18 protein-coding genes are annotated in these 20,497 nt (G+C 68.3%); 13 read left to right on the forward strand and 5 right to left on the reverse strand.

Annotated elements, in window-relative coordinates; translation table 11 throughout:
• Positions 1 to 94: 94 nt before the first annotated feature.
• Positions 95 to 1,285: an alcohol dehydrogenase catalytic domain-containing protein gene (locus tag FS770_RS10585; protein WP_144942958.1), complete on the reverse strand. Its 1,191-nt coding sequence runs from the start codon at positions 1,283 to 1,285 to the stop codon at positions 95 to 97.
• 329 nt (positions 1,286 to 1,614) lie between these two features.
• Between FS770_RS10585 and FS770_RS10590 the strand changes: the two genes are divergently transcribed.
• Positions 1,615 to 2,193, forward strand: coding sequence for a recombinase family protein (locus tag FS770_RS10590; RefSeq protein ID WP_145011693.1), 579 nt, complete (start codon positions 1,615 to 1,617; stop codon positions 2,191 to 2,193).
• Positions 2,194 to 2,197: 4 nt separating this feature from the next.
• Here the strand turns inward: FS770_RS10590 and FS770_RS10595 are convergent, their stop codons facing one another.
• Together FS770_RS10595 and FS770_RS10600 are read right to left on the reverse strand one after the other, a co-directional pair.
• A complete protein-coding gene (locus FS770_RS10595) occupies positions 2,198 to 3,157 on the reverse strand; it encodes a DUF2971 domain-containing protein (RefSeq protein ID WP_145011696.1) in 960 nt (319 codons plus the stop codon).
• Positions 3,158 to 3,887: 730 nt separating this feature from the next.
• Positions 3,888 to 4,445: a TetR/AcrR family transcriptional regulator gene (locus FS770_RS10600; protein ID WP_232300268.1), complete on the reverse strand. Its 558-nt coding sequence runs from the start codon at positions 4,443 to 4,445 to the stop codon at positions 3,888 to 3,890.
• Between the two features lie 158 nt (positions 4,446 to 4,603).
• Here FS770_RS10600 and FS770_RS10605 point away from each other — a divergent pair, with 158 nt between their 5' ends.
• The 12 genes from FS770_RS10605 (at position 4,604) to FS770_RS10660 (ending at position 17,540) form a co-directional block, all read left to right on the forward strand.
• Positions 4,604 to 6,118 carry an MFS transporter gene (locus tag FS770_RS10605; RefSeq protein ID WP_244944878.1) on the forward strand — a complete coding sequence of 505 codons (1,515 nt, stop codon included), beginning with the start codon at positions 4,604 to 4,606 and terminating at the stop codon, positions 6,116 to 6,118.
• Between the two features lie 115 nt (positions 6,119 to 6,233).
• Positions 6,234 to 6,536 (forward strand): urease subunit gamma, encoded by a 303-nt coding sequence (locus tag FS770_RS10610; RefSeq protein ID WP_094393355.1) that lies wholly within the window; start codon positions 6,234 to 6,236, stop codon positions 6,534 to 6,536.
• Positions 6,537 to 6,599: 63 nt separating this feature from the next.
• The gene (locus FS770_RS10615) at positions 6,600 to 7,031 is read left to right on the forward strand and encodes an urease subunit beta (protein ID WP_055084040.1); all 432 of its coding nucleotides are present in this window, start codon (positions 6,600 to 6,602) and stop codon (positions 7,029 to 7,031) included.
• A 153-nt stretch (positions 7,032 to 7,184) separates the two neighbouring features.
• A complete protein-coding gene (ureC, locus tag FS770_RS10620; protein WP_145011703.1) occupies positions 7,185 to 8,900 on the forward strand; it encodes an urease subunit alpha in 1,716 nt (571 codons plus the stop codon).
• A gap of 146 nt (positions 8,901 to 9,046) precedes the next feature.
• Positions 9,047 to 9,661 (forward strand): urease accessory protein UreE, encoded by a 615-nt coding sequence (ureE, locus tag FS770_RS10625; RefSeq protein ID WP_145011707.1) that lies wholly within the window; start codon positions 9,047 to 9,049, stop codon positions 9,659 to 9,661.
• A gap of 4 nt (positions 9,662 to 9,665) precedes the next feature.
• On the forward strand, positions 9,666 to 10,370 hold the full coding sequence (locus tag FS770_RS10630; protein ID WP_145011711.1) for an urease accessory protein UreF: 705 nt from the start codon (positions 9,666 to 9,668) through the stop codon (positions 10,368 to 10,370).
• A 152-nt stretch (positions 10,371 to 10,522) separates the two neighbouring features.
• Complete coding sequence (ureG, locus tag FS770_RS10635; RefSeq protein WP_145011713.1) at positions 10,523 to 11,134, forward strand: urease accessory protein UreG; 612 nt, start codon at positions 10,523 to 10,525, stop codon at positions 11,132 to 11,134.
• Between the two features lie 97 nt (positions 11,135 to 11,231).
• Positions 11,232 to 12,107 (forward strand): urease accessory protein UreD, encoded by an 876-nt coding sequence (locus tag FS770_RS10640; protein WP_425323836.1) that lies wholly within the window; start codon positions 11,232 to 11,234, stop codon positions 12,105 to 12,107.
• A 25-nt stretch (positions 12,108 to 12,132) separates the two neighbouring features.
• The gene (locus tag FS770_RS10645) at positions 12,133 to 13,212 is read left to right on the forward strand and encodes a HoxN/HupN/NixA family nickel/cobalt transporter (RefSeq protein ID WP_145011716.1); all 1,080 of its coding nucleotides are present in this window, start codon (positions 12,133 to 12,135) and stop codon (positions 13,210 to 13,212) included.
• Between the two features lie 229 nt (positions 13,213 to 13,441).
• On the forward strand, positions 13,442 to 14,812 hold the full coding sequence (locus tag FS770_RS10650) for an NAD-dependent succinate-semialdehyde dehydrogenase (RefSeq protein ID WP_055084029.1): 1,371 nt from the start codon (positions 13,442 to 13,444) through the stop codon (positions 14,810 to 14,812).
• A gap of 223 nt (positions 14,813 to 15,035) precedes the next feature.
• On the forward strand, positions 15,036 to 15,560 hold the full coding sequence (locus FS770_RS10655; RefSeq protein ID WP_144943202.1) for a mycothiol transferase: 525 nt from the start codon (positions 15,036 to 15,038) through the stop codon (positions 15,558 to 15,560).
• Between the two features lie 168 nt (positions 15,561 to 15,728).
• Entirely contained in the window at positions 15,729 to 17,540 is a 1,812-nt protein-coding gene (locus FS770_RS10660) for a M23 family metallopeptidase (RefSeq protein ID WP_244944879.1), read from the forward strand.
• Between the two features lie 97 nt (positions 17,541 to 17,637).
• On the opposite strand, the gene FS770_RS10665 is transcribed toward FS770_RS10660, so the two are convergent.
• Together FS770_RS10665 and FS770_RS10670 are read right to left on the reverse strand one after the other, a co-directional pair.
• A complete protein-coding gene (locus tag FS770_RS10665) occupies positions 17,638 to 18,921 on the reverse strand; it encodes a cytochrome P450 (protein ID WP_145011722.1) in 1,284 nt (427 codons plus the stop codon).
• Positions 18,922 to 18,956: 35 nt separating this feature from the next.
• Positions 18,957 to 20,180 (reverse strand): MFS transporter, encoded by a 1,224-nt coding sequence (locus tag FS770_RS10670; RefSeq protein ID WP_244944880.1) that lies wholly within the window; start codon positions 20,178 to 20,180, stop codon positions 18,957 to 18,959.
• Positions 20,181 to 20,497 lie beyond the last annotated feature (317 nt).

Here is a 20,497-nt window from a genome sequence, read left to right on the forward strand (position 1 = left end):
GAAGAGAACGAAAAGGCGCCCTCAGCTTGGGGCGCGTCCTGGCGGTAGTGAGGCCCTGGCAAATTGCCAGGGCCTCACTACCGGGTGAGCAAGATCAGGAGGCGATCATGCCATGCGGGTCGATGATGTACTTCTCCTGCGAGCCGTTGTCGAAGTCCGCGTAGGCCTGAGGAGCATCGTCAAGGCTGATGACCTTGGTCTGCAGCATGTCCGACAGGTACGGCATGCGGTCCCACAGGATCGCCTGCATCAACTCGTAGTTGTAATGCATGATCGGCGCCTGGCCAGCGGTGATCTTCGGGGACTTGATCCAGGCGTTGCCGAATTCAATCGGGTAGATGCCGTTCTGCTCGTCCTTGGACTCCGCCAGGGGGTCAGGCCCGTAGATGCCGATGATGCCGGTGGCGCCTCCCGCGCGGGTAACGTCGATCACCTGGTTGATCGCATAGGCCGGATCCTCTTTGTCCGCGTCCTTGCCGATGCCGTGAGCTTCGGTGCCGACGTAGTCCACGGCGCAGTCGACCATCGGCTCGCCAAGGATCTTTTCAATCTGGTCCTGCAGCGGGACATCCTCGTTGAGGTCAATAGTTTCGCAACCGTTGCGCTTCATCAGGGCCAAGCGATCCTTGTCATGGTCGCCGACGATGATGCAGGACGCCCCCAGCAGGCGCGCAGCTGCGGCGCCGCAACGGCCCACGGGGCCGGCCCCCGCGATGTAGACAGTGGACCCGGGCTTGGCGCCAGCCTCCATGAGGCCGTGGAAGGCAGTCGGGAGGATGTCAGAGAGAAGCGCCAGATCGCGGATCTTCTCCATGGCCTGGTCACGGTCCGGGAACTTCAGCAGCTGGAAGTCCGCATAGGGAACAAAGAGATACTCGGCCTGTCCTCCGTCCCAGCCGCCCAGGTTGAAGCCGTAGGCAGCGGAATCGGCGTCCGGGTTGCAGGTCTGGCAGACCTCGGTACGACCGTTGCGGCAGTTGCGGCAGCGGCCGCAAGCCACGTTGAAGGGAACCGAGACCAGGTCGCCTTCCTTCAGGAACTCGACGTCAGAGCCGATTTCCACGACTTCCCCGGTCATCTCATGCCCCATGACCATGCCTTCCGGGGCGGGGAAGGACCCGCGGTAGATGTGGAGGTCACTACCGCAGATGTTGGAAGCCACGATCTTCAGGACAACACCGTGGGGTGCCTTCTTGCCGTTGGGCATCTGGAGCTTCGGGAAGTCCAGATCCTCAACCTGCATGTTCTTCACGCCGCGCAAGACGACGGAACGGTTGCCTGCCATGTTCTTCACTCCTTCTTGAGTTCTCACACCGGGGCCCGGGGAGACTCGGTCCAGCCCCAGTCCTGAGGCTTGTCTAAGTGAACCACAAGTCTCTCACAGGCTAAATCGACCCCCAGGGGCCTCGTGGGGAAAGAGACGTCCTGGGCGAATCCGCGTCTAGATGGGGCACCCAGGCTCATAACGGATGGGTTGCGAGACGTCTCATGGCGTCCCGGGCCGGTGCCGGGGATCCGGGACGGGGGCTGTCTCGTAACGTTGTCTCCCAACCGGTTGCCCCGAGCGGGGTGCTGGTGGTCGGTTGCGAGACAAGCGGGAGGCGGAGACGGGACATGGGGAAGCTGATTGGGTATGCGCGGGTGTCTACGAGGAGCCAGGGCACAGACCGGCAGGTAACAGACCTGCTGGGCGCGGGGGTGCGTCGGGATGATCTCTACGTGGATCACGGGGTCTCGGGTGCCCGAACGTCCCGTCCGGGTTTTGAGCAGGCTGTGGGTGCTCTCCAGGAGGGCGACACTCTGGTGGTGACGACCTTGGATCGGTTGGGGCGTTCCACTCAGACCATGCTCGAGCTTGCTCAGAGTCTTCGGGGGCGCTGTGTGGGGTTGCGGGTGCTCAATCTCGGTGGGGGAGACGTGGACACCTCCACGCCGATGGGGTCGATGGTGTTCACCGTGATGGCCGCCCTGGCCGAGATGGAGCTAGAGATCAAACGGGAGCGAGTCACTGACTCAATCGCCAAGCGTCGTGCTGCAGGTGGAGATCTTGGAGGGCGCCGCCAACAGTTCACGGACTCCCAGATCCGCAGCGCGCAACGGCTGATCCAAGCGGGTCAACCTGCGGCTCAGGTCGCCCGTGACCTGGGGATGTCCCGGGCCACTCTTTATAGGCGAATAATAAACATGCCATGAAATTTTACAACCTAATAGGCACACCCGAATTGCTTATTTTTATGGTAGGGTAACCCAAATTCTGAAGGGTGAAAAATATTGCTTTTTTCTGAGAATACTCGTCAAGCCCTGGACCCATCATTATTTCCCTGATCGGAGTATCCTGCGGGGTGTCTTGGAATGGGATTGGCCTAAATAAAGAGAGCCCGTTTTTATTTACCGATGTCTCAATTCTAGGGCGATCTAATTCTCTTCCTCCCAGGAGGCTCGTCACAAGCCTCCATTCCCTTTCTTCATGAAAATGCTTGTTTTTTTGAAAAGCCCCAGACATCATCAAATACCCTGTTTTTTTAAAAAACTCAGGCAATATCTGTGCCAGTTTCTCCACGTCTTCATCAAGAGGTTCTTTCAAATTTTTATTAAATGAAGAAAACTCTTTCATTCCTTGGGGTAGGAGGGATCTCCAAGCGTCTACTACCACAGTAGCGTGGTGTTCAGCTAGCTCTAAGGCTTTTGATTCTGAATATTTTACAGGAGAAAGTAGACCCTCATGTTTTTCTTCCACCCAGTATCTAGCTAATTTTTTACTATCAAACCCAATTGCAAACCCCTTGCCGGACGTGTATGCACGCCAAATGCTCAGTAGATCATCACTACCGCAAAAACAAACTACGCCCATCTCTCTAACTCGACGGCAATGGGGGGAAAATATATATTTAAAAATTTGAAACTCATTTTTGGGAACTTTATTTTTTATTTTTCCCAACATCATTTCAGTTAGGTAAGTTCCCTCGGTTTTATCATTTAAGTAGTCAACGCCCGTTGCCCGCAAGGCGCCTTGTTCCAAAATTCCGAGCAGGCCCTCGGCGGAAGTGTAATGCCATAGAAGTCGGGGGGCAGCCTTCGCTATATGCTCCGCATATTCCTTCAAAGTGTTTTCTGAATTTTTACTTTTGGTATTTTCTGAGGAGGTTGGGATTTCCATCAACGTTCTTTAGCTCTGGGGGGGGGGGGGGGGGCAAGACGGACAGGGAGGTGGATGGGGCGACACGCCCTGGATATGCGGAAGGCCCCGCGCCAACGGGGCCTATCCTGAAGGTGTTCGAAACCGTGAGTCCATTCTAGCGCCTGCGCCAACGGGTGCCAATGGGGCGCCCAGCGATGGAAGACCTGGGTGGGGCCTGAGACGCGGTCCCGCATCAACATCACCAGCCGCCTCACACGCGGTGCTCCCCGGGTTAGAACCGGTTCTTTTTGCCGAGCGCACAGCCGGGGGCCGTCACCAGGGATCGCAAGACCTGGGCAGCGAAGGAGTGCCAAGCCCTACAGTGCCGCTCGTGGACAGCAGCCCTGCCACGAGGCGAGTACCGGAGCTGTGCGCACATGCCGCCACTGTCCACGAGTAATGCCGTGGGCCTTCTTCAACCACCCATGAGGTGGTCAACCGATGCGACCGATCGACCGACCGGGCTGATCCGCACGTGTTCAAGATGGCTTAGACGCTCCCCACCCCACCCTTCCTCACGGAGGTGCGCACCGGGAGTATCTAAGGCATCACCCTGCCCGGTCCTCCGGCCCGTCACGTGGCCGGGGGACCGGTGAACCAGGGGCGTGGTCGCGTGCGGGCGTCAAGGCCCCTTCCTCGTGTGCGGGGGAGTGGTGGTGCGGCGGCGTCGTCCTCAGCGCGACTACCGGTGCGTCGGGCGGGACGTGCCCTAGGGGGCAAGGCGCTCCAGCGACTCCAGGAGGCGCTCCAGGATCTGCCGCTTCTCCGCGCTGCTCTCCGGCAGCAGGCCCATGGACGCCTGCTGGTAGAGGCCGTCGCCCATGGCCTGGACGGCGGTGGCGACCACGGGATCCCCCACGTCCTCCAGCACCGCGTGGTACCAGTGCCGCTCCACGCGCGCGCACGTCTCCCGGGCGCCGGGCTCGCGGGCCTGGACCAGGCGGAACGCGACGCCCAGGCTGCGGTCCAGCGGGCTGTCCTCGTAGACCGACGTGGCGAGGAACTCGCGGGCGGCACCCCTGGGGGAGGCAGTGAGCCGGGAGAGGTCCTCCGCGGCCAGCTCCTCGCAGCGGGCCAGCGCGGCGTCCACGAGCGCCTGGCGGTGTGGGAAGTGGTAGAGCAGCCCGCCCTTGGAGACGCCGGCCTGGGCGGCCACGGCGTCGAGGGTCGCGGCGCGCTCGCCCTCGGTGAGAACGAGGTGCTCGAACGCGGCGAGCAGCTTCTGGCGGGCTTCGGGTTTGCGGGGCATGGCGGTGGCGGACCTCACGGTGTGATGGGAATGCTTGCGGGCCGTGCGAGGTTAACTGTACCGTCTGGACGGTAAAGACTGGTGAGGTGCCCCGTCCGCGGGGTCGGTACAAGGGTGTACGGCTCCCGCCGTCCCGTGCCGCAACCCGAATCCCAGGAGGTCCCGAGGTGTCCGTGATGGTCGAGGAACAGCGCAAGGCAGGTGCCCGCGAGTGGGGCGCACTGGCTGTTCTGATGCTCCCCGTGCTGCTGGTGTCCGTGAACAACACGGCCCTGAGCTTCGCGCTGCCCGCGATCTCCCAGGGGCTGCGACCCACCGGGGCCCAGCTGCTGTGGATCGTGGACGTCTACCCCCTGATCCTTGCGGCGCTGCTGATCCCCATGGGCAGCCTGGGGGACCGGATCGGGCGGCGGAAGATGCTCATCATCGGCTCCTCCGGCTTCGGAGCCGTCTCGCTGCTCGCCACCTTCGCCCCGAGCGCCGAGTTCCTGCTGGCCGCACGCGTGGGCACCGCGATCTTCGGGTCCATGCTGCTGCCCACCACGCTGTCCCTGCTGCGCACGGTCTTCCGTGACGACCGCCAGCGCAGCCTGGCCATCGCCATCTGGACCGCCGGGTTCAGCGCGGGTGCCGGGCTCGGGCCCATTGCGGGCGGGTTCCTGCTCAACCACTTCTGGTGGGGCTCCGTGTTCCTGCTGGCCGTCCCGGCGCTGGTGGCGTTCCTGATTGCCGCGCCCCTGCTGCTGCCCGAGTCCAGGGACCCGAACCCGGGACCGGTGGATCCGGCGTCCATCGTGCTGGCCGTCGCCACCATGGCCCCCGTGGTCTACGGCATCAAGTCCCTCGCCATCGGCGGCTCGCCTCTGCACGGCGTCCTGTTCATCGCGGTGGGTGCACTGTGCGGGCTGCTCTTCGCGCGCCGCCAGGTGGTCAAGAACTACCCGATGCTGGACCTGCGCTTCTTCCGCAGCGCCCGCTTCTCCGGGGGCCTGTCCGTGAACATGGTTTCCAACGTGGCGCTGTTCGGCTTCCTGTTCTTCTTCACCCAGTACCTGCAGCTGGTCAACGGCATGGACCCCATGACCTCCGGGCTGCTCATGATCCCGGGCCTGCTGCTGTCCATCCTCACCGGCCTGGGCGCCGAGCGGATCGCGCGCGTGGTGGGGGTGCGCTCAGCGGTGGTGCTGGGCCTGCTGCTCGTGGCCGCGGGCTTCTTCGTGGTCGCCTTCACGGACCAGATGCAGTCCTCCGCGCCGATCCTCGTGGCGTTCACTGTCATGAGCGCCGGCACCGGTCTGGCGACGACGCTGTCCACGGACCTCGTGGTCTCATCCGTCCCCGAGTCCAAGGCGGGTGCGGCGTCGGCCGTGTCCGAGACCGGGTACGAGGTGGGGGCCGTCCTCGGCACCGCCGTGCTGGGCGGCCTGACCACCGCGTTCTACCAGGCGCACCTGGACCTGCCCGCCGCCGTGGGTGCAGACAGCGCGCAGGCCGCGCACGAGACGCTGGGCGGAGCCCTGGACGTGGCCGCCGAGTCCCCGCTGGGATCCGCGGTCGCCGACGCCGCCGTGGCCGCCTTCTCCGCGGGCATGCAGTGGACCTCGGTGTTCGGGGGGATTCTGGTCGCAGGGGTGGCGCTGGCCCTGTTCCGGGTCCTCCGGGCGGACCGCAGGGTGCGCCGGGCCGTCTGATCCCGGGGGCGCCCCGGGTGTGGAGGTACGCTGACCTCGCTCGTGTATCGCGGGGTAGCCAGCCCTCGACGCGAGCGGCGCACCGCACGAGCCGGCCGACCGGAGGGGATCCCGCATGCACCTGCAGCCCAAGGACCAGGAGAAGCTTCTGGTGGTGGTCGCCGCGGACCTCGCGCGCAGGCGTCAGGCGCGGGGGCTGAAGCTCAACTACCCGGAAGCCATCGCGATCATCACCTACGAGCTGCTCGAGGGCGCCCGCGACGGCCGCACCGTGGCGGACCTGATGAGCTGGGGCAGCACCATTCTCACCCGTGACGACGTCATGGAGGGCATCCCGGAGATGATCCCGGACGTCCAGGTGGAGGCCACGTTCCCGGACGGCACCAAGCTCGTGACCGTCCACGAGCCCATCCGGTGAGACCCGCCGTGCACTGCGCCGCACCGATCGCACCACCCACCGCAACCCCCGCGAGGAGCACCCGTGACACCCGGTGAGTACGTCCTGGCCGAGACCCCCGTGGTCTGCAACGAGGGCCGCGAGGCCATCACACTGGAAGTCCTCAACCGCGGGGACCGCCCCGTGCAGGTGGGTTCGCACTTCCACTTCGCCGAGGCCAACCGGGCCCTGGATTTCGACCGGAACCGGGCCGTGGGCCGCCGCCTGGACATCCCCGCTGGCACCGCGGTGCGCCTCGAGCCGGGGGACTCCACCACGGTGCGGCTGATCCCGCTCGGCGGGGACCGCATCGTCTACGGGTTCCGGGACCTGATGGACGGCCCACTGGACGCCCACGAGCCGGCGTCCCTCGACGACGACACAGCCCCCGTCACCCCCGCCCGGCACCGTTCCGCGGCGGGGGACGCACCGCAGCCGCTGCGCGAACGCAAGGGCTTCTCCAACGAGACCCGCTGAGCCGGGCCGCCGCGCGGCGTCGTGCCCGGACGGGCGCCCGCCGGACAGACAGCACCGCAGCGGGACCACCGCCGCGGAACCGCAGGGACCTGCGAGCGCTGTGACCACCAGCACCCCGAGACCACCCGCCCACCCCGAACGAGAAGGCCGACCATGAGCTTTGAGATGAGCAGGGAGCAGTACGCGAGCCTGTACGGGCCCACTACCGGGGACGCCGTGCGCCTGGCGGACACCGAACTCTTCGCACGGATCGAGAGGGACCTCACGACCCCCGGGGAGGAGGCCGTGTTCGGTGGCGGCAAGGTGGTCCGGGACGGGATGGGCCAGAACGGGCAGCTCGTGCGGGACGTCGGGATCCCGGACCTGGTGATCACGAACGTGGTGGTGATCGACTGGACGGGGATCTACAAGGCGGACGTGGCCGTGCGCGACGGTCACGTCCTGAAGATCGGCAAAGCCGGCAACCCCCACGTGATGAGCGGTGTGGACATCGTGATCGGCGTGGCCACGGACGTGATCGCCGGTGAGGGCAAGATCCTCACGGCGGGCGGGATCGACTCCCACATCCACTTCATCAGCCCGGACCAGATCGAGACGGCGCTGGTCTCGGGGATCACCACGATGATCGGAGGCGGCACGGGACCGAGCGAGTCCTCCAAGGCCACCACGATCACCCCGGGCGAGTGGAACATCCACAACATGCTGCGCTCGTTCGAGGAGTTCCCCATGAACTTCGGGATCCTGGGCAAGGGCCACGGCTCGTCCATCTCGCCCATGGCGGAGCAGATCCGGGCCGGGGCGATCGGGCTGAAGGTCCACGAGGACTGGGGCGCCACGCCGTCGTCCATCAACACGTCCCTGCAGGTGGCGGACGAGTACGACGTCCAGGTGGCCATCCACACGGACACCCTCAACGAGGCGGGTTTCGTGGAGGACACCCGCGCGGCCATCGCGGGGCGCGTGATCCACACGTTCCACACGGAGGGCGCGGGCGGTGGGCACGCGCCGGACATCATCGAGCTCGCGCAGGACCCGAACATCCTGCCGGCGTCCACGAACCCCACGCTGCCGTACACGCGCAACACCATCGAGGAGCACCTGGACATGCTCATGGTGTGCCACCACCTCAACCCGGACATCCCCGAGGACGTGGCGTTCGCGGACTCGCGCATCCGCAAGGAGACCATCGCGGCGGAGGACGTGCTGCAGGACATGGGGATCTTCTCGATGACCTCCTCGGACTCACAGGCCATGGGTCGTGTGGGGGAGGTGGTGCTGCGCTCGTGGCAGGTCGCGGACTCCATGAAGCGTCAGCGCGGGCCCCTGCCGCAGGACGAGGGCACGGGCGCGGACAACCACCGGATCAAGCGGTTCATCTCCAAGTACACGATCAACCCGGCGATCGCCCACGGCATCTCGCACGTGGTGGGCTCCGTGGAGGAGGGCAAGTTCGCGGACCTGGTGCTGTGGGAGCCCAAGTTCTTCGGGGTGAAGCCGGACCTGGTCATCAAGGGAGGGCAGATGGTGCACGGCGTGATGGGCGATCCGAACGCGTCCATCCCCACCCCGCAGCCCCGCTGGTACCGCAAGGCGTTCGGGGCGTACGGCAAGGCCGCCGCGCGCTCGTCCATCACGTTCATGTCCCAGGCATCCATCCGGGCGGGCGTGCCACGCTCGCTCGGGCTGGAGAAGGTGGTGCGCGAGTGCCGCGACATCCGCACCCTGACCAAGGCGGACATGAAGTTCAACGGCGAGACCCCGCAGCTGCGCGTGGACCCGGAGACCTACGAGGTGCGCGTGGAGGGCACTCCCGTGAGCTGCGAGCCCCGGGACGAGCTGCCCATGGCGCAGCGCTACTTCCTGTTCTGACGCCACACCGGCTCCGGTCACGACGACGACGACGCCGCACGGCCCGGTCCGCACGCCCGCCCCGTTCGCGGTCGTTCCGACCGCGGCCGGCGGCTTCGGCCACGCAGCCCCGCACCACGACATTCGACAGCGAAGGGAGAGCACCCGTGATCGTCACCGAGATCCTGGGCAACATCCATGAGGAGAGCGGCCGCGAGCTGGTGGCCGGCAGACACGTCGAGAAGGTGGTGCTGCCCAGCACCGAGCTGGTGAAGCGCATCCAGCGGCTGAGCACCGACCACGACCGCGAGATCGGTCTCCGCCTGCCCGCCGGCGCACCGGATCTGAAGGACGGGGACGTCGTCGCCGTCGAGGATGCGACGGAGGTTGCGGAGGTCGGCGCCGGGGAGGGCCACGGGTACGCGGCCGTGGACGGGCGAGGCCACGACGCCGCGGACGGCACCGACGTCGCGGACACCGCCGGGCACCACAGCCACGCGGGGTCCGGGCGGGGCAACGCCATCGTGGTCCAGGTGCTGCCCACGGACGTGCTGGTGATCGGGGCGCGGTCCATCACGGAGATGGCGTTCGTGGCGCACAGCCTGGGCAACCGGCACCTGCAGGCGCAGTTCTTCGACGAGGACAGCGAGTACGGGGCGCAGGTGATGGTGGTGCAGTACGACCACACCGTCCAGGACTTCCTGGAGCACCACGGTGTCCCGTACTCCCGCCAGGAACGGGTCATGCCGGTGCCCTTCCGCCACGCCGAGCACACGCACTGAGACCGTGGTGGAGCCGAGTCTGAGCGGTGTCCTGGGGCTGATGCAGCTCACGGACTCCGCGCTGCCCACCGGGGCGTTCAGCCACTCGCTGGGCTTTGAGACGTACATGCACGCGGAGCAGCTGGAGGACCGGGAGTCGTTCTCCGCGTGGCTGGAGATGTTCGTGGACCAGCAGCTCACGCACACGGACGCGCTCGCCGTCCGGCTGGTCTACGCGGCCGAGGACTTCGAGCGGGTCGAGGATCTGGACGACCTCGTGACCGTCCAGGCCCTGCCCCGGCAGATCCGCGAGGGCGGGATAACCATGGGCGGGCGGCTGCTGAGCATCGGGGCCCGCAGCTACCCTGGCGAGTGGGTTCAGCGCTACGAGCAGGGGGTTGTGGAGGAGCGGCTGCACGGTCACCAGGCCACGGTGTGGGGCGTGCTCGCCCGGGAGCTCGGCGTTCCCGAGGACACGGCCGTGGCCTCGCACGTGTACGCCACGGTGATCTCCCTGACGCAGAACGCGGTGCGCGGCATCCCTCTGGGGCAGAACACCGGCCAGGCGGTGATCCGTGACGCGCAGCACTGGGTGGGGCGCGCCGTCGCCGTCTCCCGGGACCTCGTGGCGCAGGGCATCGCCGAGGAGGTGCTCGGCGCTGTGGCCCCCGGGCTGGAGATCGCGCAGATGAACCACGAGCGGCAGCGGGCCAGGCTCTTCATGAGCTGAGGCCGACGACGACGACGCGCGGCCGGGAGGGGCGCCCCGGGCCAGTTCACCCGGGACCGGCAGCAACGCACGAACCGCACGGCCGCATGAACCGGCGGAACGCACGACACGTCATGGGAACCAGAAGCACGACGAGCAGCAGGAGGAACAGCATGGACCCCGTCATCATCGGTGTGGGAGGCCCCGTGGGAGCGGGCAAGACGCAGCTCGTGGAGCGCATCACGCGAGCCATGAGCCAGGAGATCTCCATGGCCGCGATCACCAACGACATCTACACGATCGAGGACGCCAAGATCCTCGCGCGCAACTCGGTGCTTCCGGAGGACCGGATCATCGGCCTGGAGACCGGTGGCTGTCCGCACACAGCGATCCGCGAGGACACTTCCATGAACGAGGCCGCGATCGAGCAGCTGAAGAAGCGATTCCCTGACCTGCAGGTGATCTTCGTGGAGTCCGGCGGGGACAACCTCTCCGCGACGTTCAGCCCGGAGCTCGTGGACTTCTCGATCTACGTGATCGACGTGGCGCAGGGGGAGAAGATCCCGCGCAAGGCCGGGCAGGGGATGATCAAGTCTGACCTGTTCATCATCAACAAGACGGACCTTGCCCCCCACGTGGGTGCGGACCTGGGCGTGATGGAGGAGGACTCCAAGGTCTTCCGCAAGGACAAGCCGTTCGCGTTCACCAACCTCAAGACGGACGAGGGGCTCGAGCGCGTCCAGGAGTGGCTCCGCAACGACGTCCTGATGCTCGATCTTGCCTGAGCCTTCCGAGGCTCCGGGCACGACGACGCCGCTCGGGCAGCGTGCCCCGTCCGCGCCGGTGCACGGGGCTGGGAGCGCGGGAGCGCGGTCGTCCCGGATACGGAGCCTGGCCGAGACCGAGTGGACGGGGCAGCTGCGGCTGGGCGTCGCCGAGCGGGACGGCCGGTCCTACGCGGCCCGGCAGTTCCACGAGGGCGCTCTGCGGGTGCTGCGTCCGCACTACCTGGACCACTCCGGGCAGGTGACCTACACGGTGATCAATCCCGGGGGCGCGTACTTCGGGGCGGACGCCTACCTGCTGGACGTCGTCGTGGAGCGGGGCGCGTCCCTGGCGCTGACCACCCAGTCCGCGACCAAGGTCTACCGCACTCCGCAGGGCCCCGCCACGCAGGAGATGACCGTGCGGCTGGGCCCCGGCAGCGTGCTGGATTACGTGCCGGACCAGCTGATCGTCTACCGCGGCGGGTCCTACATCCAGCGCACGCGTGTGGACATGGATCCCACGGCATCCCTGGTGCTGGCGGAGATCGTCACGCCCGGGTGGTCACCGTCCGGGGAGTCCTTCGCGTACGACGAGCTGCGGATGCGCACCGAGGTGCGGGTGCTGCCGCCGGATCCCGCCGCCCGCCCGCGGCGCCTGGTCGTCGACCAGCTGCGGATCCGCCCGGACGCGCACGGGGACCTGACCGGCGTGGGGTTCATGGAGGGCCGCAGCCACACGGGGCAGCTGCTGCTCGCGGACGCGCGCCTGGACGATGACCTCTACGAGCGCCTCACCGAGCTCGTGGATGCGTCCGACACCCACTCCGGGATCACGCGCGCGGGCGCCGGGGAGCCGTACGGTGTGCGGTGCGTGTGCGTTCGCTCGCTCGCGGACTCCACGGAGGCCGTCGCGGCGCTGCACAGAGCCGTGGTGGACGAGCTCCACGAGCGCTGGCGCGGGCAGGCACCGCTGCGGCTGCGCAAGTACTGACCAGCACCACCCACCGAGGAGAACAGTGTCCACCACGTCCCACCCCACGTTCTACCGTCGCTATGTCACGGACCGGCACACCCTGCCGCTGCGCGCGCGGGTGGGGTTCACGCTCGCCGCGGTGGCCGCCCTGCACCTGCTCGCGTTCGGGCTGCTGGCGACGGCACTCGCTCCCGGTGCGCAGCCGCTGGCCCTGGGCGTGGTGCTCACCGCGTACGCAGCGGGCATGAAGCACAGCTACGACTGGGACCACATCTCCGCGATCGACAACACCACCCGCAAATTCGTCTCCGAGGGCATGAACCCGGCGAGCGTGGGCTTCGCGTTCAGTCTGGGGCACTCCCTGGTCGTGACACTCGCCGGGACCATGGTGGTGGCGGGGGCGCAGTTCGTGAGCGGGGCGTTCGAGGACGGCAGCTCCGCCAACCACGTGCTCGGGCTGATCGGCGCGGGTGTCTCCGGGGTGTACCTGCTGGTGCTGGGGCTCTACAACGCGAGCATCTCGGTGGGGTTGGCCCGGGGCCGGTCCACCGCGCACCAGCGCTCTGCCGTGGGCGCGCGGGGCGACGGCGCAGCGGATGACGGCGGCTGGGGGCTCGTCTCCCGCCTGCTGCGCAAGCCGCTGCAGCGGGTGCGCCGCCCGCGGGACATCTTCGTGCTGGGCTTCCTCTTCGGCCTCGGGTTCGACACCGCCACCACGATCGGCCTGCTGCTGCTCACCGTCTCCGCGTCCCTGGCCGGAGTGCCGGCACTCGCGCTGCTGGGTCTGCCCGTGGCCTTCACCGCCGCGATGACCCTGTGCGACACCCTCAACGGGCTGGGCATGATGAAGCTCTACTCCAACGCCCTCACGCAGGCGGGCACCCGGCGCCGCTTCAACGCCACCGTCACCGTGATCTCCGCGGTCTCCGCGCTGTTCGTCGCCACGATCACCCTGGGCGGCTTCTTTCACGACCTCCTGGGGTTGGAGGACCCGGCGACGACGGCGCTCGCGGAGATCGACCTCGGCCAGGCCGGGCTCGCGCTCATCGCCGTCTTCGCGCTCGTGTGGCTGCGCTTCTGGTGGGTGGGGCGCCGGGAGCCCGGGACGGCGTCGTCGACGTAGTTCCGGCGTCTCCCGCCCGCCGCGTCAGGCGCGGGACACCGCCGCGTGCAGCCCCAGGTACGCGCACGCGGAGGGCACGGGCACCCTTCCAGCGCTACGGGGCGGCGTCGTCCGGCTGCTCCGGGCGCGGCCCGCGCGCCGGGAATCTTTCCCCCGGGGGCCGGTGTTGGAACCGGTGAAGGGGTCGCGCGACGACCCCCGAAGAGAATCCGCGACAGAAGGAGACCTCATGGCTTACCGCACAGAGAACCCCGCCACCGGCGTCGTCGAGCAGGAGTTCACCTCTCTCACGGACGCGGATGTCGCCCGCGCCGTCGAGCGCGCGGACGCCGCATTCACCTCGTGGCGCAAGACCCCCGCGGAACAGCGCGCGGCGGCACTGGCCGCTGTGGCGGACGCGTTCCAGGAGCGCGGGGACGAGCTGGCCCGCGTGATCAGCACCGAGATGGGCAAGCCGTTCGCGCAGGCCCAGGGCGAGGTGGCACTGTCCTCCTCGATCTACCGCTGGTACGCGGACCACGGGCCCGCGCTGCTGCAGGAGGAGACCCTGGACGTGGGCGACAGCGCGAAGTCCGTGGTCGTCACCGATCCCGTGGGTGTGCTCATGGGTGTCATGCCCTGGAACTTCCCGCAGTACCAGGTGGCCCGTTTCGCGGCCCCGAACCTCATGCTGGGCAACACCATCCTGCTCAAGCACGCGTCCATCTGTGCCCGCACGGCGGAGCTCATCGAGGAGATCCTGCACGCCGCGGGCATCCCCGAGGACGCCTACATCAACCTGTTCGTGAGCACGGACCAGATCACGGACGTCGTGGCGGACCCGCGCGTTCGCGGCGTCTCCCTCACGGGCAGCGAGGGTGCTGGCAAGGCCGTGGCGACCACCGCCGCGCAGAACCTCAAGAAGAGCGTGCTCGAGCTGGGCGGCTCGGACCCGCTGGTCGTGCTCGACGACGTGGACGTCTCGAAGACCGCGAAGACCGTGGCCACCGCCCGCATGAGCAACGCGGGCCAGGCCTGCAACTCGCCCAAGCGGATCTTCGTGCCCGCGGGCATGTTCGACGAGTTCGTGAAGGTGGTCGTGGAGACCGTCGAGGCCATGACGGTGGGCAACCCCCTCGAGGACGGGACCGACGTCGGCCCGCTGTCCTCGGTCCAGGGTCGCGACGACGCCGTGGCCCAGGTGGAGCGCGCCGTGGAACAGGGCGCCACTCTGCACACCGGTGGCAAGGCCCTTGACAAGGACGGCGCCTGGATGTCCCCGGCCGTCCTCACCGGCGTGACCCGCGAGATGGACGCCTTCAAGGAGGAGATCTTCGGCCCCGTGGCCGTCGTCTACTCCTACGACTCCGTGGACGAGGCCGTGGAGCTCGCCAACGACTCGTCCTTCGGGCTCTCCGGTTCCGTGTGGAGCTCCGACGTCGCGAAGGCCGAGGAGATCGCCCGCCAGCTCGAGGTGGGCATGACCTACGTCAACGAGCACGGCACCACCAAGGCCGGGCTGCCCTTCGGCGGCGTGCGCCGCTCCGGCTACGGCCGCGAGCTGGGCCGCTGGGGCTTCGGCGAGTTCGCGAACACCAAGCTGGTGCGCGTGGCGGGCTGACCCCCGACTCTCAGTGAACGGTCCTGCGGCCGGCCCCGGTGTGTCCGGGGCCGGCCGTTGCTATGCGGCGTTGTCGCCCCTTACGCTCCCGGCGTCCTGCGGTCCCGCGGCGCCCTCTCATCTCCGGCACCCCTCCCGCCCGCGGCGCCGCGACCGTACAGTGGGGTGCAGGACGCACGACGTAGAACACACGGCGCCGGGACCCGGCGCGGAACGGAGGACCATGAGCGCCCAGGACCTGATGGCCGATGCCGCGAGGCGCCCGGTGGACGCCGCGGAGGCGGCTCTGGAGGGGATCTCCTCGACCGTGCTGAACACGATGCCGGAGAAGACCCACAACTCGATCGCGTGGCTCGTGTGGCACGCGGCTCGGCAGCAGGACGTGCAGGTCGCGCAGCTGTGCGGCTCGGAGCAGGTCTGGACGGCGGAGGGCTGGAACAACTCCTTCGACCTGGACCGTTCCAGCGCGGACTCCGGCTTCGGAGACACCCCCGAGGACGTGGCGAAGGTGCGGGTCTCGGACCCCGGGCTGCTGCTCGGCTACCTGCGGGCCGTGTGCTGCGGGACGGCCACGTACGTGCGTGGCCTCTCCCAGGAGGATCTGGACGAGGTGATCGACGAGTCGTGGGATCCGCCCGTGACCCGGGGAATGCGCATTGTCTCCACCGTGATCGACGCCGCCGAGCATGTGGGCCAGGCGGCCTACGTCCGCGGGCTCGTGGACGAGGACTGGTCCGGTAAGTACTGACACGAGATGTCATCTGTAGATGCAACTACATATAGACCTGGACCTCGCCTAGACTGGCGCCACTGACCACCGGCCCGCGGGCTCACAGCGCCGGGGTTCCTCCCGGGAGACTCGATCACACTTATGGCTCGTTCACGCGCACGTTCCTCTGCGGTCAAGAAGCCCTCGATGGCGCTGACCGCCTTCACCTCTTTCTCACTGCTCGTGGCCGTGAGCGTTGCCGTGAGCAACGGCACCGTCACAGCTCCCTGGCAGCCGGCCATGGCGCACGACGCGCAGGGGCCGCAGCAGGTGGGAACCTCCGGTGAGCCCGGGGGCGCGGGGGACGACGCCGCCGCGCAGCCGGTTCGCGCGTCCCTGTTCGCCTCCGTGGCGGACCAGGCCGCGATCGACGAGTCCAAGGTTGTCCCGGCGTCGTTCTCGGTGGCGGGCAGCGCCGCCCCGAACGCGGAGGGCGGGGCGGCATCCTCTCCGGCGTCTTCCACCGGCTCCACGGGCGGGGTCAACGGAGTCTCGTCTCTGGCGCCCTCCACCCACGCTCCCGCAACGTTCGAGGGAAAGCTCCCCGTCAACACGCTGATCGCCCCGGCCCAGCCGGTGACCGTTCTGAAGGGCGGCGAGTTCGGGTGGCGCACCGCCCCGGACACCGGGCAGTACGAGCTCCACAACGGCACGGACATCTCCGCGCCCGAGGGCACTCCCGTCGTCGCCGCGCTGGACGGCACCGTCACCGCCGTCTTCTGGGACGTGTGGGGCGGCAACCGTGTGGAGGTCTCCCACGCGAACGGCATGAAGACCACCTACAACCACCTGAGCAAGGTCATGGTGCGCGTGGGCGACTCCCTGAAAGCATCCGAGCAACTGGGTGAGGTGGGTCAGACCGGCCTGCGTGTGACCGGTCCGCACCTGCACTTCGAGACGTGGGTGGACGGCAAGGTGGTGGACGCCCAGTCCTTCGACTGGGAGACCGGCAAGGGCATCATCAAGGCGTCCCGTGCGCCGTACTCCACGCAGGACGAGAACTCCGTCCAGCCCAAGACCGATCCGAACGCCAAGCCCGGCACGGACCTCGGCCCCCTCCCGGACACCGCGGGCCTGCCGGTCGCGGACAAGGAACGCGTCACCGCGCTGCGGAACAAGAAGCCCGCCGACCAGAAGACCACTGGCACGGGCAAGGGGCAGGGCCAGGGCGGGAAGAACTCCACCTCCCCGTCCACGTCCGGCGGACAGCAGGGCAAGCAGACCACGGACAAGGGGAAGATCAACGCGTCCGGTGGGCAGACGGGCACACAGCCCATAAACAAGGGGAAGACCACTGCGCCCGGCGGCGGTTCCGGGGCGACGACGCCCACGACGGGGACCGGGGACTCCGACGGGAACAAGCACCGGGAGACGTCGAAGCCGACTGCCGCGGCCACCTCGACCCCGGCTCCGACCAAGACCGTCAAACCTGCGGTCACCCCGGCACCCACCACCACACCCGCGCCGTCGCAGACGCCTGCGCCCACCAAGACCCCGGTGCCCACCAAAACGCCCGATCCGAAGCCCACGACGGATCCCGTGCCCACCCCGGGCGTCACCGGGCAGCCGACGGGCGAGGTCAACCCGCTGACCGCGAACGTCACCGAGCTGACCACGCTGCAGCAGCTGCAGCAGCGCACCCAGTGGGTGCTCACGTCGCAGATGGTGCTGACCCCGGCGGAGCAGTTCGGGCCCCAGACGGTGCTGAACTCGAACCTGACGGCGGTCGATGCGCGGCTGATCGAACTCGGCCTCGACAAGCAGAGCCCGGACTTCGCGGCTCAGCTGCACAAGACCCAGCTCTCGGTCGCGGCGGCCTCCAAGACGCCCACGAACCCGAAGCTCACCGCAGCGGCCACGACCGACCTGAAGGTGCTTCAGCAGCTGCTCGCCGCGGTGAAGCCGTACCAGGCGGGTGCAGCCCCCGGCGCTGGCGTGCCCGCGGTGCCCGGGAAGTAGCCCCCGCACGAATCTGCCAGAGCAGCGGGCCCCGCGCAGCGAGTTGTCGCCGTGCGGGGCCCGCTGTCGTGAGAACGAGGGGTCGCGGGAGCGAGGGTCAGGCGGCGCGCACGCGCACCCCGGTGACGGGGCGGGTCAGCATGTGGGTCCAGGAGAAGGTGAGGTCGTCCTGGTCGCTGGGCAGCTGCACCTCCGGGCGGCACAGTGCCACCACGGCCGCGGAGAGCGAGGTGACCGCGATCTTCTCCCCGGGGCAGCGGTGGCCCGTGCGGACGTCCGCCCCGCCCTGGGGGATGAACGTGGTGATCGCCTCGGCGTCCTCGACGCCCAGGAAGCGCTCGGGGTCGAACGTCGCGGCGCGGTCCCACGAGGCCGGATCGGTGTTGGTGCCCAGGATGTCCAGGAGCACCCGCTGGCCCTTGTGCACCGGGCAGCCCTGGATCTCGGTGTCCTGGGTGGCCTCCGCGGGAAGCATGGGCACGAACGGGTAGATGCGGCGGACCTCCTGCGCGAAGGCGACGGCCTCCGGGACGTCCACCAGGGCGCCGTCGCGCTCCTCGGACGCCCTGCGGATGCGCTCGACCCACTCGGGGTGCTCCGCCAGCGCGGTGGCCGCGAACGCCGCGAAGCGCGCCACCGCCACGTTGGGCCGGGTCAGGTTCTGCAGCTCGATGCCCGCGGTCTTCGCGTCCACGAGCGCACCGTTCTCGTCCACGAGCCGGGCCATGTGGGCCAGCACCGAGTCCTCGGGCGCGGCGACCTTCCCGGCGCGCACGTCCCGGATCAGCGCCGCGAACCGGCGGTCCAGGGCGATCCGGTCCAGGCGGGAGACCAGGTGCACGGCGGGGCGGCCGAAGGTGTCCAGCAGGCGGCTCATGCGGTGCGCCCAGCGGTCCATCTCCCGCGTGCTCCAGGGGATCCCCGCCCAGCGGAAGGAGGCGCGGCCGAAGGCGGTGGCGGTGCTGTCGTAGACGTTGTCGCCCTTCCGCCACCGGGTCACCAGGGCCTCGAGCTCCTCGGCGACGAACGGCTTGTAGGCGGCCACCCGCTCGTCCTCGTAGGCCATGTCCGCGAGCTGGTTCTTGCGCACGGAGTGGGCCTCGCCGTCGAGGCCGTGGACGGCACCCGCGCCGAAGAGGGGCCCCTTCACGACGCCGGGCATCGCGCCGTCGCGCCGCACGCGGGACGTGTCGTAGAAGAGCTGGACACCCTCTTCCCCGCGGACCAGTACGGTCTGCTTGCCCAGCAGCGGCATGCGGACGGGGCAGCCCGAGTCCGAGGAGAGACCCGCGCGGCGTCGGACGCGGGAGGCGAAGAGGTAGCCGGAGCGCAGCAGCGAGAGGCCCTGCTCGGAACGTGTCTGGGCGAACTGTGAAGTCATCCCACCAGTATGGGAGGTCTGGCTGACCGTCCCGTTCACGCCCGGGGGCGCACCCGCAGGGCACCGGCGAAGAGGAACGCGAAGACTCCCATGACCGGGAAGACGAACAGGGCGGTGCGCAGTCCGGCGGCGTCCGCGAGCATCCCCACGAGCGGGGGCGAGACCATGAAGACGATGCGCATGCACCAGCTGACCAGAGTGAGCCCCGTACCCGGTTTCAGGCCGGGCGCGCGGTCCGCGGCGGCGTAGGCGTTCGGGACCATGGTGGCGCAGCCGAAGCCCGCCAGCGCGAAGCCCACCAGGGCCACCCACGGTGCCGGCGCCAGGGCGACGGCGCCGAGGCCCACGAAGATCAGCACGCCGCCCAGCCGTGTCACGAGCACCGCGCCGAGCGCGTCGATGAGCCGGTCGCCCAGGATGCGCCCCACGAACTGCGCGCCCACCAGGCTCACGTAGCCCAGGCCCACCATGCTCACGGGGGCGCCGAGCACGTCCCTGAGGTAGACGGCGGACCAGTTGGAGCCGACGTCCTCCACGAGCACCCCGGACATGGCGACGACGGCGATGGGCAGCAGGGCGAGCAGCGCCCAGCCCGTGCCGCGGGGCAGTTTGGGGAGACCTGCGGTGTCCACGGAGACGTGCTCGGCCTGGATGGCGGCGTGCTCCTCGGGGTCGTCCGGGACGGCCCAGCGCATGGCCACCGCGGCCGTGGCGGCAAAGATCGCACCGCTGATCATGAAGTGCCACACCAGGGGCAGGCCCGTGGCCGCCGCGGCGGTGCCCATGAGCCCGCCGATACCCGCTCCCACGCTCCACAGTGCGTGCATGGAGTTGATGATCGAGTTCCCCGCGAGCCGCTGGACGCGAAGGCCCTGGGCATTCTGGGCGGTGTCCACCACGGCGTCGAGCATGCCGGCGATCAGCAGCCCCACCCAGAACACGGCCACGAGCGGGACCGATCCCGCGACGAACACGGCGGTGGCCAGCAGCACGGTGCCCACCACGGCCACGCGGGCCGTTCCAAAGCGCCGCAGGATCGGAGCGGGCAGCGGACCTGCCACCACGCCGCCGATGGGGAACGCGATCAGGGCGAAGCCGTACATCGCGTTGGACAGTTCGAACGTGTCCTTGATCTCGGGCAGCCGGGGCAGCAGGTTGGAGAAGATCGCGCCGTTCGTGAGGAACAGCAGGGACACGGCGATCCGTGCCCTGCTGATGCGGGCGCGGTCCATGGAGGCGGCAGGCTGGGGAGCTCTCACCGGACCAGGCTACGGGCAGGCAGTGGTGTGACGCACACTGCTGGTCGCAGTACGGGGCCCACGATTCACCTGATAATTTTTGCAAAAATCATGAGAGAAGGACCCGGGGACACCACGGCTGAGACTGCCCCCACGCGCAAGAAATCCATCGCATGGCTCGTGCCGGCAACCCTGGGCGCCGGCGCCCAGGCCCTGAGCATCCGGTCACCGGATCGATCGGTGCGTACACCGCATCCACCACCAACAGCGCCGGGGCGGGTCTTCGCCTACCCATTTGACGACACGAGGTCCGCGACTCTGGTGGACGGCAGCATCAG

The sequence above is a fragment of the Kocuria salsicia genome (assembly GCF_007681555.1).
GTDB classification, from domain to species: domain Bacteria; phylum Actinomycetota; class Actinomycetes; order Actinomycetales; family Micrococcaceae; genus Kocuria; species Kocuria salsicia.

Bases quoted from the DNA above. Each gene is read 5' to 3' on its own strand.
- FS770_RS10585 (WP_144942958.1), bottom strand. From the start codon at position 1,285: ATGGCAGGCAACCGTTCCGTCGTCTTGCGCGGCGTGAAGAACATGCAG.
- FS770_RS10590 (WP_145011693.1), top strand. From the start codon at position 1,615: ATGGGGAAGCTGATTGGGTATGCGCGGGTGTCTACGAGGAGCCAGGGC.
- FS770_RS10595 (WP_145011696.1), bottom strand. From the start codon at position 3,157: ATGGAAATCCCAACCTCCTCAGAAAATACCAAAAGTAAAAATTCAGAA.
- FS770_RS10605 (WP_244944878.1), top strand. From the start codon at position 4,604: ATGGTCGAGGAACAGCGCAAGGCAGGTGCCCGCGAGTGGGGCGCACTG.
- FS770_RS10610 (WP_094393355.1), top strand. From the start codon at position 6,234: ATGCACCTGCAGCCCAAGGACCAGGAGAAGCTTCTGGTGGTGGTCGCC.
- ureC (WP_145011703.1), top strand. From the start codon at position 7,185: ATGAGCTTTGAGATGAGCAGGGAGCAGTACGCGAGCCTGTACGGGCCC.
- ureG (WP_145011713.1), top strand. From the start codon at position 10,523: ATGGACCCCGTCATCATCGGTGTGGGAGGCCCCGTGGGAGCGGGCAAG.
- FS770_RS10650 (WP_055084029.1), top strand. From the start codon at position 13,442: ATGGCTTACCGCACAGAGAACCCCGCCACCGGCGTCGTCGAGCAGGAG.
- FS770_RS10655 (WP_144943202.1), top strand. From the start codon at position 15,036: ATGAGCGCCCAGGACCTGATGGCCGATGCCGCGAGGCGCCCGGTGGAC.
- FS770_RS10660 (WP_244944879.1), top strand. From the start codon at position 15,729: ATGGCGCTGACCGCCTTCACCTCTTTCTCACTGCTCGTGGCCGTGAGC.
- FS770_RS10665 (WP_145011722.1), bottom strand. From the start codon at position 18,921: ATGACTTCACAGTTCGCCCAGACACGTTCCGAGCAGGGCCTCTCGCTG.